The sequence below is a fragment of the Teichococcus coralli genome, assembly GCF_009829925.1.
In the GTDB taxonomy this organism is placed as follows: Bacteria; Pseudomonadota; Alphaproteobacteria; order Acetobacterales; family Acetobacteraceae; genus Pseudoroseomonas; species Pseudoroseomonas coralli.
On record NZ_SNVJ01000002.1, the window covers coordinates 1 to 14,938 of the forward strand.

Here is a 14,938-nt window from a genome sequence, read left to right on the forward strand (position 1 = left end):
CACGGGGGCCGGCATCGGCGCCGGTGGCGCGGGGTTCGGCACGGGTGGCGTGGGCGGCGGCGGCGCGGGCGTCGGGTTCGGCGCGGGCGGAGGCGGCGGCGGCGGAGGCGGCGGCGAGGGCGGCGTTGGCCGCTGCTCGGGTGTCGCCGGGGCGTCCGTGGTGGGCTCGGGTTCCGCCGAGGGCTTGGGCGGAGCCGCATTGGGCGCCGGGCTCGGTGCCTGCGCAAGCTGCGGCTGATCCGGCGTCACCAGCTCGACCGGGATCGCCTCCTGCGGCGGCGGAATGTCGCGGCCGGGCAACTTGAAAAGCAGCAGCACGCCGAGCAGCACGTGCAGTGCCGCCGAGAAGCCGCCCCAGAAACGAAGGCCGTGCGGGGCCATGATGATCCTGCCGAAGCCTCTCTCAGCGCCGCGTCTGTGCCGGCGCCGCGCGCGCGGCGCCCATGGCGGCGGGCTTTCCCGAGGGCTGCTCGGCCAGCAGCGCCACCTTGGTGAAGCCGGCGGCGGAGACGGTGCCCATCACCTCCATGACGCGGCCGTAGGTGATGCCGCGGTCGCCGCGCACGAAGATGCGCCGCTCCGGCTGCCCCGCCGGCTGCGCGCCCAGGATGGCGCGGAGCTGCGCCACCAGGTTCTCCAGCGGCACTTCGCTCTCCTGGATGAAGATCTTGCCCTCGGCGTTGACCGAGATGGTCAGCGGCTCGGTTTCCTGGTTCAGGGCCTGGGCACTGGTCTTGGGCAGGTCGATCGGCACGCCGACCGTCATCAGCGGCGCCGCGACCATGAAGATGATCAGCAGCACCAGCATGACGTCGACGAGCGGCGTCACGTTGATCTCGGCCATGGCGCGGTAGCGTCCGCGCCGGCCATTGCCCCTGGAGCCGTTGCCGCCGGTGGACATCGCCATGGCGTCAGGCCCGCTCGTCGGCCTGGCGGGAGAGGATGGCGCCGAACTCGGCGGCGAAGCCCTCCAGCCGCGCGGCGAAGCGCGCCAGGTCGGTGCTGACCTTGTTGTAGGCCAGCACCGCCGGAATGGCGGCGACCAGGCCGATGGCGGTGGCGAACAGCGCCTCGGCGATGCCCGGCGCCACCACGGCGAGGTTGGTGTTGTTCATGCCGGCGATGGCCGCGAAGCTGTTCATGATGCCCCAGACCGTGCCGAACAGGCCGACAAACGGTCCCACCGAGCCGACCGAGGCCAGAAACACCATCCAGCGCTCCAGACGGTCCATCTCCCGCTGGATCGCGATGTTCATCGCCCGCTCGGCGCGCATCTGCACGCCGGCGACGGAAACCTCGCTGCCGGCCGGGCGGGCGGCGCTGCGCTCCCACTCCCGCATGCCCGCGCCGAACACGGCAGCCAGGGGATGCGTCGGGCGTTCGCCCTCCTGCTGGTGCAGCGTGTCCAGGCTGCCGCCGGACCAGAAGCGATCCTCGAAGACGTCGGCGGCGCGGTTGATCCGGCGCAGCGTCGTCAGCTTCTCGAACACGATCGCCCAGACCCAGATGCTGGCCAGCAACAGGCCCAGCATGACGAGCTTGACCACCCAGTCGGCCTGCAGGAACAGACCCCAGAGGGAAAGGTCGTGCGCCACCTGACCGAGGTTGGACGCACTCACGCTCTCACCCACGGCATTCTCCTTCAATCGCCCCGGCAGTCGCGCGGGGCCTCACGTCTCGTTCCGGGCGCCGGCGAGGCAGTGCCGCCAGGGCGCCGCGCTCCGGCGAAGCCTCAGGCGCCCTGCCCCAGCGCATCACGGAGCGCGCTCCGCCAGGGCTCCGGAATGGCCACCGGGCGCATTCCCTCGGCGCGCACGCAGACCAACCCGACCTTGAGCGACGCCTTCACCCCGCCGCCCTCCTCGCGCACCACCTGGTCGAGGTCCACCGACGCGCCGCGCAGGCGGCACACGGAGGTTTCCACGATCAGCGGCTCATCAAGGCGGGCGGGCGCCACATACTCCACTTCGATGCGCCGCACCACGAGCAATGAAGCGTAATCCTGAATCATAAGTTGATGCGGCAAATCTATGGCACGCAAAGATTCTGTCCGCGCCCGCTCGGCCCATCTGAGATAGGTGGCATGGTAGGCAATGCCCCCCGCATCGGTGTCCTCGAAATAAACCCGGACGGGAAAGCGGTGTGGCCAAGGGAAACCCTTTGTCACAAGCCGCCCCCGAGAAGGTCCGGCTGCGAGCCGGCCGGCGGGGCCAGCCCCAGGTGCCGCCAGCCCGGGTCGCCCAGCACGCGGCCGCGCGGGGTGCGCAGCACGAAGCCTTCCTGGATGAGGTAGGGCTCCACCACCTCCTCCAGCGTGTCCCGCCCCTCGGCCAGGGCGGCGGCCAGCGTCTCCACGCCGACCGGGCCGCCATGATGGTGCTCGGCGATGCGGCGGAGATAGCGGCGGTCCATCGAGTCGAGGCCCTTGCCGTCCACCTCCAGCCGATTCAGCGCGCCGTCCGCCATGGCGCGGTCGGCCTTGTGGCCCGACACCAGCGAGAAGTCCCGCACCCGCCGCAGCAGGCGCCCGGCGATGCGCGGCGTGCCACGCGAGCGGTTGGCGATCTCCTCCGCGCCCTCCTCGGTGAGCGCGAAGCCAAGCTTCTGCGCACCGCGCCGGACGATCAGCAGCAACTCCTCCGGCGTGTAGAACTGCAGGCGCAGCGGAATGCCGAAGCGGTCGCGCAGCGGCGTCGCCAGCAGGCCGGCGCGGGTGGTGGCGCCAACCAGCGTGAAGGGCGGCAGGTCGATCCGCACGGTGCGCGCCGCCGGCCCCTCGCCGATGATTAGGTCGAGCTGGAAATCCTCCATCGCGGGGTAGAGGGTTTCCTCCAGCGCCGGCTGCAGCCGGTGGATCTCGTCCACGAACAGCACGTCGCGCGGCTGCAGGTTGGTCAGGATGGCGGCGAGGTCGCCGGCCCTTTGCAGCACCGGCCCGGAGGTGGCGCGGAAGCCGACACCCAGCTCGCGCGAGACGATCTGCGCCAGGGTGGTCTTGCCGAGGCCAGGAGGGCCGTGCAGCAGCACATGGTCCAGCGCCTCGCCGCGCGCCTTGGCCGCCTGGATGAAGATGGCGAGGTTCTCGCGCAGCGACTTCTGGCCAGTGAAGTCGTCCAGCGTCTGCGGCCGGAGGGTGGCCTCGGCGGCGTCCTCCTCGCTGCGATGGGGATCGGCGATGCGCTCGCTCATGGCTGGGGCACTTTCATCGCGGCGCCAGTTCCTTCAGCGCCTCGCGGATCAGGGTTTCGAGCCCCGCCCCCTCCCCGGCCCGCTCGGCCACGCGCGCCACCGCCGCCGAAGCCTCGGGCCGCTTCCAGCCCAGGTTGGTCAGGGCGGAGATGGCGTCCGCCGTGGCGCGGTCGCCGGGGGCGAGGTCCGCCGCCGCGGCGGCGATGCCGGCGGCGAAGGCCGGGCCGGTCGGCATGGCGCCGACGCGGTCGCGCAACTCGGAGATCAGGCGGATGGCGAGCTTGGCGCCGACGCCCGGCGCCCGGCTCAGCGCGCCCTTTTCGCCCGCCATCAGCGCGCGGGCGAGGTCGGCGGGCGAAAGGGTGGAGAGCAGCGCCAGCGCCAGCTTCGGCCCAACCCCCTGGATGCCGGTCAGCAGGCGGAACCAGTCGCGCTCGGCCGCCTCGGCGAAGCCGTAGAGGATGATGGCGTCCTCCCGCACCACTGTCTCCACCAGCAGCGCGCCGGTGGCCGGCGGCTGCGGCAGGGCGGAAAGCGTCCGCGCCGAGCAGGCGACGAGGTAGCCGACGCCGTTCACGTCGAAGATGCAGCCGCCCTCGAACGGGGTGTCCAGCTTCCCGGTGAGCTTGCCGATCATGCGGAAACGCGGCCTTTCGCGAGGGCCACGCGGGTTGAGCGGTGATGCGCGTGGCAGATGGCGACCGCCAGCGCGTCGGAGGCGTCGGCCCGCTTCAGCGTGGCGCCGGGCAGCAGGCGGCGCACCATCTCGGCCACCTGCTCCTTTTCGGCATGCCCGGTGCCGACCACGGCGCGCTTCACTTCCATCGCCTGGTACTCGGCGACCGGAAGCCCCGCCAAGGCAGGCGCCAGCAGCACCACGCCGCGCGCCTGGCCGAGCTTCAGCGCCGCGCCGGGGTTCTTGTTGACATAGGTATGCTCCACCGCCGCCTCATCCGGCTTCCAGAGGTCCATCAGCGTGTTGAGCGCGCGGTGGATCTGGCAGAGCCGGTCGGCCAGGGAGAGATCGGTGGTGGTGGAGATCACCCCGTCGGCGATGTGGCGCAGCCGGTTGCCGCTGCTCTCCACCACCCCCCAGCCGGTATGCTGCAGCCCGGGGTCCAGGCCGAGAAGGCGCACCATGCCCCCGGACATGCGGCTCAGGCCGAGAGCTTCTGCAGCACGGCCTCGGGCACCTCGAAATTCGCCGTCACCGCCTGCACGTCGTCATGCTCGTCCAGCACGTCCACCAGCTTGAGCACGGTGCGCGCCTGGTCCTCGTCCAGCTCGACGGTGACGCCGGGGCGCCATTCCAGCTTGGCGCTCTCCGCCGGGCCGAACTTCTCCTCCAGCGCGTCGCGGACAGTGAACAGGTCCTCGACCGCCGTGCGGATCTCGTGGCCTTCCTCGCCGCTCTCGACATCGGCGGCACCGGCCTCGATGGCGGCCTCCAGCACCTCGTCGGCGCTGCCCGCCGCGGCGGGAAAGCGGACCGCGCCCAGCCGCTCGAACTGGAAGGCCACCGAGTTGGTCTCGCCCAGCGCCCCGCCATACTTGGAGAAGGCCGAGCGGATGTCGGAGGCGGTGCGGTTGCGGTTGTCGGTCAGCGTCTCGACGATGATGGCGACGCCGGCGGGGCCATAGCCCTCGTAGCGCACCTCGACATAGTCCTCGCCGCCCGCCCCGCCGGTCGCCTTCTTGATGGCGCGGTCGATGGTGTCCTTGGTCATGTTGGCGACGCGCGCCGCCTGCACCGCCGAGCGCAGCCGCGGGTTCGAGGCCGGGTCGGGCAGGCCCTGGCGGGCGCTCACCGTGATCTCGCGGATCAGCTTGGCGAAGATGCGCGCCCGCTTGGCGTCCTGCGCGCCCTTCCGGTGCATGATGTTCTTGAACTGGGAATGGCCGGCCACGCGCTGCTCTCCGGTATTCTCGTGATGTTCCGGGCTGTCGCGGAGCTATAGCCTCCCGCGCGCCCGGACGCGAGGGGGCGCCTTCCGCCGCGGGCGCCGGGCGGGCGCCGGGCGGGCGCGGCAACCTTCCGCGGCCCGAGGCCATTCTCCAGGCATCGCCGCTCCCTGCGCCTCCCCCCGGTCAGGCAGGCGAGCCCGCCATCAGGAGCGCAACCATGCCCGACGCCTTCGCCCAAGCACTCCCGTCGGGGGCAGGCAGCAGCGCCGCCGAACAGATCAGCGCCTCGGTCGACGGGCTTCAGGCAAAGCTTGAGGGATGGCTCGACGGCTTGATCGTGCTGCTGCCGAACATCATCGTGGCGGCGCTGGTCCTCGGCCTCTTCTGGCTGTTCGGCAGCATCACCCAGCGCAGCTTCAACCACTGGGCCGTGGCAAGGCGGCGCGAGAACCTCGGCGCGGTGCTCGGCGGCTTCCTCAAGCTCGCGCTCATCATCGCCGGCGGCCTGCTGGCCATCACCATCGTGCTGCCCTCGCTGAACCCGGGCGACCTCGTCGCCGGGCTTGGGGTCGGGTCGGTGGCCATCGGCTTCGCCTTCAAGGATATCCTGCAGAACTGGCTGGCCGGCGTGCTGATCCTGCTGCGCCAGCCCTTCCGGCCCGGCGACCAGATCGTCATCAACGGCTTCGAGGGCACGGTGGAGCATGTCGAGGCGCGGGTCACCGCCATCCGCACCTATGATTCGCGGATGGTGCTGGTGCCCAACAGCGACGTCTATACCAACGCGGTGCTGGTCAATACCGCCTTCGCCAAGAGCCGCTCGCAGTTTGACGTCGGCATCGGCTATGGCGACGACATCCGCACCGCGCGCGGCGTCATCCTGAAGGCCATTCACGGCCTGGAGGGGGTGGAGGCCGAGCCCGCCCCTGAGGTACTGGTGCAGGATCTCGCCGCCTACCAGGTGGCGCTGCGGATCTTCTGGTGGTCCGACCCGCGCCGCCACGACCGCATCCACACCCGGTCGCGGGTGGTGGAAGCCGTCAAGTACGCGCTCGACGGCGCCGGAATAGACATGCCCTTCGAAACCCAGGTGCACCTGCTGCACGACCAGACCGACGAACTCGACGGGCGGCGCGGCAAGCAGCGCGAGGGCTGGCCCGCGCCCTCCGGGCAGACGCAACGGCCGCGCTTCGAGGCATTGCGCCCGGAGGCACGCCCCGGAGGCCGGCCCGAGCAGGAAAGGGCCGCGGAATGATCGCCGGCGCGCCGCCGGGAGGGCGAAGCAGGAACAGGAGCGCGCGCCGCGCCTTAGCCCGCGCTTCCGGCGCCTCGCAGCCGGCCGGTCAAGGTGGCCAGCGCATCCCGGAGGGCGCCGATCGCCTCCTCCGCCTCATCCAGCGTGCAGGCCAGCCTGTCCCTGATCCCGGCGACCGCGCTCCGCAGCGCGATACCTCTCCCGGCCAGCCGGATGCGGACCTGCCGTTCGTCGGCCGCATCGCGCTCGCGGCGCACCAGCCCATTCGCCTCCATGCGCTTCAGCAGGGGGGTCAGGGTCCCGGAGTCCAGATGCAGGCGGCCGCCGATCTCCTTCACCGTCTGCCCTTCCCGCTCCCACAGGATCAGCAGCACCAGATACTGCGGGTAAGTCAGGCCAAAAGGCTCCAGCAGCGGCTTGTAGGCGGCGGTGAACGCGTGGTTCGCGGCATAGACGGCGAAGCACAGGTTGTCCTCCAACCGGCCACAGCCCGGGATTTCCGTCATCGAAGCTCCAGCTCCCCTCAAGGCAGGTTCTAGGGCAGTTTATCCTTGCAAGCAATTATATTGTGTCCTATTTAAATGTCCGCAACTGAATGGCGCGGGCGTGAAGCCGGCGCCTCACTGCAAAGGAGATACCGATGTCCGTGGACGTGAAGTACAGCACCGAGGCCACCGCCACCGGAGGTCGCGACGGCCGCTCCCGCACCGCCGACGGCGCGTTCGACGTGAAGCTCTCCACCCCGAAGGAACTGGGCGGCGCGGGCGGGACCGGCAACAACCCCGAGCAGCTCTTCGCCGCCGGCTATGCGGCCTGCTTCCTTGGCGCCATGAAGGCGGCCGCCGCGCAGGAGAAGATCCGCGTGCCGGATGATGCGACCGTGACGGCCAAGGTGGGCATCGGCCCCCGCTCCGCGGGCGGATTCGGCATCACGGCCGACCTGAAGGTCTCGCTGCCCGGCATCGAGCGCGCCCAGGCCGAGGCGCTGGTGCAGAAGGCACACCAGATCTGCCCCTACTCCAACGCGACCCGGAACAATGTGGATGTGGGCCTGACCGTCGTCTGACGGGAGCGAGCGTGGGGTGGCTCATGGCCGCCCCACGCGCGCCGGGTGTCCGGATCGCGACGTCCTTAGGACCTCGGGACCATGGCACCAGGCCCTGTTTTCAGTGGCCGGCCGGCCCGCCGCCTTCGTGGGTGGGGACGGACCTCGCGGCCAGGGCGCTAGAATTCGGGCATGGCCGGCGCGAGCTGGCCGCCCAGCCGGACCGGCGCCACCTGCCGCGCCAGCCCGGTGGCATCGTCGGTTTCCACGAAGACCCCGGAAAGGGTCGCCGGTCCTTCGGCGGGCGCAAGCTTCTCGCCGGGCACCTTGCGCCAGAAGCGCAGCGCCGCGCCCCCTTTCTGCATGCCGATCACGCTGTCGTAGTCGCCGCACATTCCGGCATCGGTCATGTAGGCGGTGCCGTTCTCCAGGATGCGGTGGTCGGCGCTGGGCACATGGGTATGGGTGCCCACCACCAGGCTCACCCGGCCGTCGAAGCTGTGCGCGAACCCCATCTTCTCGCTGGTCGCCTCGGCGTGGATGTCCACCACGATGGCCTGCACGCTGCCGCCGGCCCCCATGCTGTACCGCGCCAGTTCCGCCTGTGCGCCGCGGAAGGGGTCGTCCAGCGGCTCCATGAAGAGACGGCCCATCACGTTCAGCACCAGCGCCTTGCGGCCGCCGGGCACCTCGACCATGGTGGCGCCGCGCCCCGGCGTGCCGGGCGGATAGTTCAGCGGGCGGATCAGCCGTGGTTCGCCGTCGATGAAGCCGATGATCTCCTTGCGGTCCCAGGAATGGTTGCCGAGGGTCAGCACATCAGCCCCGGCGGCCAGGAAGGCGCGCACCATCTCGGGCGAGACGCCGAAGCCGTGGCTGGCATTCTCGGCGTTCACCACCACGAGGTCGGCCTTCAGGCGGGCCCGCAGCCCGGGCAGCTCGGCGGTCAGGGCGTCGCGGCCGGTGCGGCCAACCACGTCGCCCAGAAACAGGATCCGCAACGCGATCTATCCTTTGTTGGTCGGAATGAAGCCGGTTTCGGTGGCGATGCCGGCGAGGGGCTGGTCGTGCGCGCCGACCGGCAACTCGGGCACCTCCTGCACGGCATAGGCGACGCCGATGGCGCGGGCGCCAGGCAGACCGGCAAGGGTGCGGTCGTAATAGCCCCCGCCATAGCCAAGGCGCATCCCACGCCGGTCGAAGGCGAGCAGCGGCACCAGCAGGAAGTCCGGCGCGACGGCCTCCCCCTCGGCCGGAACGGAGGTCCCGAAGCGCCCCGCCACCAGCGCTTCGCCGATGCGCCAGCGGCGGAAGACGAGCGGGCTCCCGCGCGGCGGCGTCACCGGCAGCCCCAGCACGTGGCCGGCCGCCTCCAGCCGACGCATCAACGGGCGGATGTCGATCTCCCCGCCCATCGGCCAGAACCCGCCGACCACGGCGCCGGGCGCTGGCGGACAAGCGGCCAGCACCACGGCCGCGAGCGCCTCGGCGGCGCCCTCGGGTGCGCCCTCGGGTGCGAAGGCATCGCGCGCCGCAAGCGCCGCCTGGCGCAGCGCGGCCTTGGAGGCGGCGAGCGACGGCGGATCGGCGGAGGGATCGGGGGAGGTTGCGTGCGGAGCCGCCATGGCCGTTGGCGTTTTTATCCTCCTAAGGCCTGCGTTAGCAGGTGGGCACCAGGTAGCCGGACCAAGATCCGGCCAGAGCCAGCTCCCGGAGGATGCTTATTGGCCCCAGGGATAAATTGCCTGACGCACCGGGCAGCTCCGCGGCGCATATTTAGGAACGGCCGAGCGACGCGACAATGCCCTCGATGCGCTCCGCGATGCGGCCGAGCCGATCGGCCAGCCGCGGATCGGCCGCCGCGCCCTGCGGCGGCATGGAGCGGGCGCGCGACAGCTCGACCCGGAGGTCGTGGATCTCGTCCGCCAGCAGCAGGGAGGCCAGCAGCAGCAGCCGGCTCTCGCCATACTGCCCGCCCATCGCCCGGATGGAGGAGACGCGGCGGTCCACATCCGCCGCCAGTGCGATGAGGTGCCCCTCCTGCCCATCCTCGCAGGAGACGGGGTGGGTGTAGCCGCCGACGCGAACCGTGACCTGGCCCAAGCTCAGCTCTCCTCGCTGCTAACGTCATCCGGCATGGCAGAATCGTCCGGCGCATCCGATTCGGAGGTCATGAAGCCCGGGTCCTGCGGGGCGGCAGCGCCTTCCATCTCGGCCAGGGCGCCGCGCAGCCGTTCCAGGGTTTCATCCAGCCGCGCCGAGAGCGCGGCCACGGCCTCCGGGGAGACGCCAGCGGACTGGGGTGGGCGAGCCGCGAGGGCCGCCGCCAACCGTTCCACCGCCTGCTCCAGCCGGGCCGCCGCCTCGCCTACGCTCTCGCTCATGCTGCCGCCCTTGCTCGCGCCATGCCATTCATTGTCAGAGGCTTTACGCGGCGGGCGCCGCCAGGGTCAACGCCACGCAGGGTCCAATGGCTGCGCCATAGTCGCGGAAACATCTTGGAAGAGTTGCATGATTGCCCTTCGGCCGCCAGAGGTGCGGGGTGTGGTGGTACGGAGCGCCGCGCAGGTCGCGCTGGCGCTGCGGGCGGCGCGCGCGGCCGGCCGCTCCGCACCCCTGCCCCTGCTCTCGCCCCCAGGCGCGGCCCGCTGGCTCGGTGCACCGCTTTTCCTGGAAATGGTGGCGGAGGGAACGCGTCAGGCCACGCCCGAGGCACGGCCGCGCCTGCCCCTGCCCCTGCCCCGAGCCCTGCCGGTTCTCGACTGCCGCGGCGCGCCGGGGCTCGCGCTGGCGGGGCTGCGGGGCGGCGTGCCGGTGGTGGTCCTGGAGCCCGAATGCCCCGCCTTCGGCAGCGTGGCCGCCGTGGCGCAGGCACTGGGGACCGAACTCTGGCCCTCCCCGCCTCCTGCGCTCGACCTTGGGCCGGACAGGGGGGAGCCTTACCGCACACATCTCCGTTTGGCCCGCTGGATGAAGGAAGAAGAACCAGGGGGGTGATGGTGACAGCACGGTAAGCCTCGGCTAAAGCCCGGACACCGCGCCGATACGGAAGGAACCACCATGAAGCTCACGCGACGCGTGAAGGAAATCCTCTCCTGGTATGAGAGCGACAACCCGGGCACCAAGGCGAACCTCGCCCGCATCCTGATGGAGGGCAAGCTCGGCGGCACCGGGCGGCTGGTGATCCTGCCGGTGGACCAGGGCTTCGAGCACGGCCCGGCCCGCAGCTTCGCTCCCAACCCCGCCGCCTACGACCCGCGCTACCACTTCGAGCTGGCGATCGAGGCCGGGCTCTCCGCCTATGCCGCCCCGCTCGGCATGATCGAGGCCGGGGCCGCCACCTATGCCGGCGCCATCCCGACCATCCTGAAGGTGAACAGCTCGAACAGCCTGTCCACCACCAAGGACCAGGCCGTGACCGGCACCGTCTCCGACGCGCTGCGCCTCGGCTGCTCGGCCATCGGCTTCACCATCTATCCGGGCTCCGAGTACCAGTTCGAGATGATGGAGGAACTCCGCGAGCTGGCCGAGGAGGCCAAGGCGGCCGGCCTCGCCGTGGTCGTGTGGTCCTATCCGCGCGGCCCGAACCTCGACAAGACCGCCGAGACGGCGCTGGACATCTGCGCCTACGCCGCGCACATGGCCGCGCTGCTCGGTGCCCACATCATCAAGGTGAAGCCGCCGACCGAGGCGATCTCGCTCGACGCCGCCAAGAAGACCTACGAGAAGTCGCCGGTTCCCGACATCTCGCAGCTCTCGGGCCGCATCAAGCACATCACGCAGGCCTGCTTCGGCGGCCGCCGCATCGTGGTGTTCTCCGGCGGCGAGGCCGGCACGGCGGAGTCCATCGTCGAGATGGCGAAGGGCATCCACGCCGGCGGCGGCAACGGCTCGATCATCGGCCGCAACACCTTCCAGCGCCCGAAGGAAGAGGCGCTGAAGCTGCTGTCCGACATCGTTGCCGTCTACAAGTCGTCCAACTGATGCCGGCGTCCGCCAAGGCGGATGCGCATGGCGGCGGCGGGGAAGCCCGCTGCCGCCTCTACCTGATCACGCCCCCCGCCCTGGATCCCGCCCGCTTCGCGGACGATCTGGGACGGGCGCTGGACGCCGGAGACGTCGCCGCCCTCCAGCTCCGCCTGAAGGATGCCGACGACGACGCGCTGCGCCGCGCCATCGACGTGCTGCGCCCCGTCGCGCAGGCCCGCAAGGTCGCCTTCCTGCTGAACGACCGTGCCGACCTCGCCGTCCAGACCGGCTGCGACGGTGCGCATCTCGGCCAGACCGATGGCAGCCATGCCGCCGCCCGCAAGCTGCTGGGGCCGGACCGGACGCTCGGCGTCACCTGCCACGGCAGCCGCCACCTGGCCATGGAGGCCGGCGAGGTGGGCGCCGATTACGTCGCCTTCGGCGCCTTCTTTCCGACCAGCACCAAGGCCGTCGAGCACAAGGCCGAGGTCGGGCTGCTGGAATGGTGGTCGGAGATGTTTGAACTGCCCTGCGTCGCCATCGGCGGCATCACGGCGGAGAACTGTGCGCCGCTGGTACGGGCGGGGGCCGACTTCCTCGCCGTCGTGGGCGCCGTCTGGAACCATCCTGAAGGTCCCGCCGCCGGCGTCCGGGCCATGGATGCGGCGATCGCCGAAGCCTGAGGGCGCTCACCAGGAATGCTCAGGGCCGGCGTGGCACGGCCTCCCCTGTGACCGGGCAGCTCGGCGGGTCCGGCAGGCGGGCGATGCGGGCGCGAAGCTCCGCCGACTGCTCCACGATGGCGCGGTGCTGGTCCGGCCGCTGGCCCGCGGGATAAGCGCCGACCACCAGAAGGTCGTCGCTGGCCTCCAGGCACTGGTGGCCCGTGCCGGCCGGCAGCATGACCACGTCGCCGGCCTTCAGCACGAAGTCCTGCCCCGCCTCGCCGCCCAGCCGCACCGCCACCTCGCCGCGGGCGATCGCCAGCGCCTCGTGCGCGGTGGAATGGAAATGGACATAGGATAAGATGCCGTCGCGCCAGGCCGGAGGCCAGCCATTGCTGGCGAAAAGCAACTCCGCCGCCTCCGGCTCGCCTGGCGGCAGCACGCAGCGGTGGATCCGGACAGGCAGGCGCGGGTTGTTGGGGGCATCCGGCTGACCTTCCAGCCAGACATTCTCTGCTTGCAAAAACGAATCTCCTTGCATTGTTCGCAGGGAGAACGGTCAGGCACAAGGCGAGGTTGCGCTCAAGGCGTCGCCAGGGAGGCCAGGTGCAGCACCGGTCCACCCGCCGCCTCGGCATCCGCGGGGTCATGCGTCACCAGCAGAACCGGCAGGCGGAGGGCCGCGGCGTGGTCCAGCACGAAGCGGCGGAAGCGGCCGCGCAGCGCCGCGTCCAGCCGGCTGAAGGGCTCGTCGAGCAGCAGGGCGCGCGGCTCGGCCAGCAGCACGCGCATGAGCGCCACCCGCGCCCGCTGGCCGCCGGAAAGGCTCGCCGGGTCGCGCGCCGCGAAGCCCGGCATTTCCGCCTCCACCAGCGCTGCCTCGATGCGCGCCCGGCGCTCGGCGCGCGGCAGGCCAGGGCGCAGCCCGAAGCCCAGGTTGCCCCCGACCGAAAGGTGCGGGAACAGCAGGTCATCCTGGAACAGGATGCCGAGGCGGCGGCGCTCCGGGGGCAGCCCGTCGAGGTCCATACCGTCCAGGCAGGCGCTGCCCTGGCCGGCCAGCGCCGGGTCCAGCGTGCCGCACAGCCAGGCAAGAAGGCTGGACTTGCCGCAGCCGCTCGGGCCCATCAGCGTCACCACGCCGCCCGGCGCAACCTCCAGGGAAAGCGGCGCGAACAGCGCCCGGCCATCCAGCCGCAGCACCACGTCGCGCAAGGCCAGCCCGCTCATGCGGCGCGCAACCCCGCGCGGCGCCGCCACAGCCAGCGCGGCAGCAGCAGCGCCAGGGCGTAGCAGGCCAGCGGAATGCCGGCCTGCAGCGCGGCGAAGACGCCGAGCACCCGGCGGTCACCCCCGGAGGCCAGCGCCAGCGCCTCGGTGGTCAGGGTGGCGTAGCGGCCACCGCCGGCGAACAGGGTGGCCAGGTACTGCCCGACGCTGACCGCCACCCCGACGGCCGCCGCCGCCAGCAGCGGCCTCAGCAGAACCGGCAGCTTCACCATGCAAAGCATGCGCAGCGGCCCCGCCCCGAGGGCCGCCGCGCTGCGCGCCAGCCGCGGGTCGAGCGCCTCCCATGGCGCGGCCAGCACCAGCAGCACATAGGGCAGCACGAAGACCAGGTGCGCCCAGAGCACCGCCGGCAGCCCGCCGTCGAGGCCGAGTTGCAGCAGCAGAACCTGAAGGCCGAGGAGAAAGGCGGTCTGCGGCAGCAGCAGGGGCAGGTAGCTCAGGCCAAGCAGCCATGGCCAGGCGGCGCGGCCGTGCCGCGCCACCGCCTCGAGCGCCGCCACGGACAGCGCGAGCGCGAGGGCGGTGGCGGGCAGCGCCACCCGCAGGGTGGCTTCGGCGAGAGCCAGCAGCCCCTCGCGATGGGCCGCCCAGGTGGCGAAATCAAGCCGGCGAGGCCAAAGGTCGGGAAAGCGCCAGGGTCCGGCCACCGACCAGAGCAGCACCGCGCCCAGGCTGCCCAGCGCCAGCAGCAGCAGGAGCGGCAGCAACCATCCACCCAGCCGGACCAGCCGCGCGCCCGCGGCGACGCCGGAGGCGGCCCAGCGGCGGCCCGCCCGGCCCGCCAGCGCGGCGGCCCCTTCCCAGAGCAGGATGGCGGCCAGCGTCAGGACCAGCAGGAGGGTAGCTGCCGCCGCGGCGGGAAAGGTCATGCCGAGGTCGCGGTCCAGGAACCAGCGCACCGGCAGCACCGCGAGCGGCGGCGGACTGCCTGGCCCGAGCAGCAGCGCCATCTCGACCGTTCCGAGGGAGTAGGCCAGCACGGCATGGAGCGGCAGCCGGATCTGCCGGTAGACCAGCGGAAAGACCACCTTCAGCCAGGCCACCGGCGCTGGCTGGCCGAGCAGCCGCGCGGTGGCCATCAGCCGGGCGGCGGGGATCTGGTTCAACGCGGCGAGGCTGACCAGCAGTAGCCAGGGCGCCTCCTTCAGCGCCAAGCCAAGCAGCAGCGCCAGCCCCCAGGGATCATTCACCGTGGCAAGGTCCGGCGGCCGGTCGAGGCCCAGCAAGGGGGCGAGCAGCCGGACAAGCAGCCCGCTGGGCGCCGCCAGCGCCAGGAAGCCGACGCCCATCGCCAGATGCGGGGTGGCCAGCAAGGGCGCCAGCCAGAGCTGCGCCCGGCGGAACAGTGGCCGGTCATGGAAGGCGGCGCAGAACAGCGCAACGGAGAGCAGCGCGAGGGCGGTGGCGCCGAAGCCGCTGACCAACGTCAGGCGCAGCGCCGCCGCAAGGCCGGGTTCGTCCAGCAGGCGGCGCCAGGGATCCAGGCTCCAGCCCACCGCACCAAGCGCCGGAAGGTGGCCGAAGGCCGGAAGCAGCGTTCCCGCCAGCCCGGCAAGCACCGGCAGCAGCACCGCGGCGACCAGCAGCAGCACGGGGAGGCAGGCCGGCAGCCGCACCGCC

Annotated in this window: 20 protein-coding genes, 1 other RNA gene and 1 pseudogene; 5 read left to right on the plus strand and 17 right to left on the minus strand. The window is 71.7% G+C overall.

Translation table 11 applies throughout. The features are described 5' to 3' along the window. From E0493_RS02075 to E0493_RS02110, 8 genes and pseudogenes are all read right to left on the minus strand, one after another. A pseudogene (locus tag E0493_RS02075) lies at nucleotides 1–381 on the minus strand (hypothetical protein); the annotation flags it as partial. A gap of 22 nt (nucleotides 382–403) precedes the next feature. Continuing rightward, nucleotides 404–907: a protein TolR gene (tolR, locus tag E0493_RS02080; protein ID WP_160935270.1), complete on the minus strand. Its 504-nt coding sequence runs from the start codon at nucleotides 905–907 to the stop codon at nucleotides 404–406. A 4-nt stretch (nucleotides 908–911) separates the two neighbouring features. Continuing rightward, complete coding sequence (gene tolQ, locus E0493_RS02085) at nucleotides 912–1,631, minus strand: protein TolQ (RefSeq protein WP_160935271.1); 720 nt, start codon at nucleotides 1,629–1,631, stop codon at nucleotides 912–914. Between the two features lie 101 nt (nucleotides 1,632–1,732). Beyond that, nucleotides 1,733–2,167 (minus strand): YbgC/FadM family acyl-CoA thioesterase, encoded by a 435-nt coding sequence (locus E0493_RS02090; protein WP_160935272.1) that lies wholly within the window; start codon nucleotides 2,165–2,167, stop codon nucleotides 1,733–1,735. Then, nucleotides 2,164–3,189, minus strand: a complete 1,026-nt coding sequence (gene ruvB, locus E0493_RS02095; protein ID WP_160935273.1) for a Holliday junction branch migration DNA helicase RuvB — start codon at nucleotides 3,187–3,189, stop codon at nucleotides 2,164–2,166. The genes E0493_RS02090 and ruvB overlap by 4 nt, the downstream gene beginning before the upstream one ends. Nucleotides 3,190–3,202: 13 nt before the next feature. Next, entirely contained in the window at nucleotides 3,203–3,826 is a 624-nt protein-coding gene (gene ruvA, locus E0493_RS02100) for a Holliday junction branch migration protein RuvA (protein WP_160935274.1), read from the minus strand. After that, complete coding sequence (gene ruvC / locus E0493_RS02105; protein ID WP_160935275.1) at nucleotides 3,823–4,329, minus strand: crossover junction endodeoxyribonuclease RuvC; 507 nt, start codon at nucleotides 4,327–4,329, stop codon at nucleotides 3,823–3,825. The genes ruvA and ruvC overlap by 4 nt, the downstream gene beginning before the upstream one ends. Nucleotides 4,330–4,346: 17 nt before the next feature. Continuing rightward, nucleotides 4,347–5,096: a YebC/PmpR family DNA-binding transcriptional regulator gene (locus E0493_RS02110; protein ID WP_160935276.1), complete on the minus strand. Its 750-nt coding sequence runs from the start codon at nucleotides 5,094–5,096 to the stop codon at nucleotides 4,347–4,349. A gap of 215 nt (nucleotides 5,097–5,311) precedes the next feature. Here E0493_RS02110 and E0493_RS02115 point away from each other — a divergent pair, with 215 nt between their 5' ends. Beyond that, a complete protein-coding gene (locus tag E0493_RS02115) occupies nucleotides 5,312–6,349 on the plus strand; it encodes a mechanosensitive ion channel family protein (protein ID WP_160935277.1) in 1,038 nt (345 codons plus the stop codon). A gap of 53 nt (nucleotides 6,350–6,402) precedes the next feature. Here E0493_RS02115 and E0493_RS02120 read toward each other — a convergent pair whose 3' ends face one another. After that, complete coding sequence (locus E0493_RS02120; protein WP_160935278.1) at nucleotides 6,403–6,855, minus strand: MarR family winged helix-turn-helix transcriptional regulator; 453 nt, start codon at nucleotides 6,853–6,855, stop codon at nucleotides 6,403–6,405. 134 nt (nucleotides 6,856–6,989) lie between these two features. Here E0493_RS02120 and E0493_RS02125 point away from each other — a divergent pair, with 134 nt between their 5' ends. Next, nucleotides 6,990–7,415 carry an organic hydroperoxide resistance protein gene (locus E0493_RS02125; RefSeq protein ID WP_160935279.1) on the plus strand — a complete coding sequence of 142 codons (426 nt, stop codon included), beginning with the start codon at nucleotides 6,990–6,992 and terminating at the stop codon, nucleotides 7,413–7,415. 158 nt (nucleotides 7,416–7,573) lie between these two features. Here the strand turns inward: E0493_RS02125 and E0493_RS02130 are convergent, their stop codons facing one another. From E0493_RS02130 to E0493_RS02150, 5 genes are all read right to left on the minus strand, one after another. Further along, nucleotides 7,574–8,395 (minus strand): TIGR00282 family metallophosphoesterase, encoded by an 822-nt coding sequence (locus tag E0493_RS02130; protein ID WP_160935280.1) that lies wholly within the window; start codon nucleotides 8,393–8,395, stop codon nucleotides 7,574–7,576. Between the two features lie 6 nt (nucleotides 8,396–8,401). Then, complete coding sequence (locus E0493_RS02135) at nucleotides 8,402–9,019, minus strand: 5-formyltetrahydrofolate cyclo-ligase (protein WP_160935281.1); 618 nt, start codon at nucleotides 9,017–9,019, stop codon at nucleotides 8,402–8,404. Continuing rightward, a non-coding RNA gene (gene ssrS, locus E0493_RS02140) (6S RNA) lies at nucleotides 9,006–9,161 on the minus strand. The genes E0493_RS02135 and ssrS overlap by 14 nt, the downstream gene beginning before the upstream one ends. A 9-nt stretch (nucleotides 9,162–9,170) precedes the next feature. Beyond that, complete coding sequence (locus E0493_RS02145) at nucleotides 9,171–9,497, minus strand: cell division protein ZapA (protein WP_160935282.1); 327 nt, start codon at nucleotides 9,495–9,497, stop codon at nucleotides 9,171–9,173. A gap of 2 nt (nucleotides 9,498–9,499) precedes the next feature. Further along, a complete protein-coding gene (locus E0493_RS02150) occupies nucleotides 9,500–9,778 on the minus strand; it encodes a hypothetical protein (RefSeq protein WP_160935283.1) in 279 nt (92 codons plus the stop codon). A gap of 127 nt (nucleotides 9,779–9,905) precedes the next feature. On the opposite strand from E0493_RS02150, the gene E0493_RS02155 reads away from it, so the two are divergent. From E0493_RS02155 to thiE, 3 genes are all read left to right on the plus strand, one after another. Then, complete coding sequence (locus E0493_RS02155; protein WP_160935284.1) at nucleotides 9,906–10,391, plus strand: hypothetical protein; 486 nt, start codon at nucleotides 9,906–9,908, stop codon at nucleotides 10,389–10,391. A 63-nt stretch (nucleotides 10,392–10,454) separates the two neighbouring features. Continuing rightward, nucleotides 10,455–11,378: a class I fructose-bisphosphate aldolase gene (locus E0493_RS02160; protein ID WP_160935285.1), complete on the plus strand. Its 924-nt coding sequence runs from the start codon at nucleotides 10,455–10,457 to the stop codon at nucleotides 11,376–11,378. Continuing rightward, entirely contained in the window at nucleotides 11,378–12,046 is a 669-nt protein-coding gene (gene thiE, locus E0493_RS02165) for a thiamine phosphate synthase (protein WP_160935286.1), read from the plus strand. The genes E0493_RS02160 and thiE overlap by 1 nt, the downstream gene beginning before the upstream one ends. Nucleotides 12,047–12,065: 19 nt before the next feature. Here thiE and E0493_RS02170 read toward each other — a convergent pair whose 3' ends face one another. The 3 genes from E0493_RS02170 to E0493_RS02180 are packed head-to-tail and all read right to left on the minus strand — an operon-like array spanning nucleotide 12,066 to nucleotide 14,934. Next, nucleotides 12,066–12,551: a cupin domain-containing protein gene (locus E0493_RS02170; protein ID WP_202396856.1), complete on the minus strand. Its 486-nt coding sequence runs from the start codon at nucleotides 12,549–12,551 to the stop codon at nucleotides 12,066–12,068. Between the two features lie 59 nt (nucleotides 12,552–12,610). Beyond that, a complete protein-coding gene (locus E0493_RS02175; protein ID WP_160935288.1) occupies nucleotides 12,611–13,258 on the minus strand; it encodes an ATP-binding cassette domain-containing protein in 648 nt (215 codons plus the stop codon). Then, nucleotides 13,255–14,934 carry an ABC transporter permease gene (locus E0493_RS02180; RefSeq protein ID WP_160935289.1) on the minus strand — a complete coding sequence of 560 codons (1,680 nt, stop codon included), beginning with the start codon at nucleotides 14,932–14,934 and terminating at the stop codon, nucleotides 13,255–13,257. The genes E0493_RS02175 and E0493_RS02180 overlap by 4 nt, the downstream gene beginning before the upstream one ends. Between the last annotated feature and the right edge of the window lie 4 nt (nucleotides 14,935–14,938).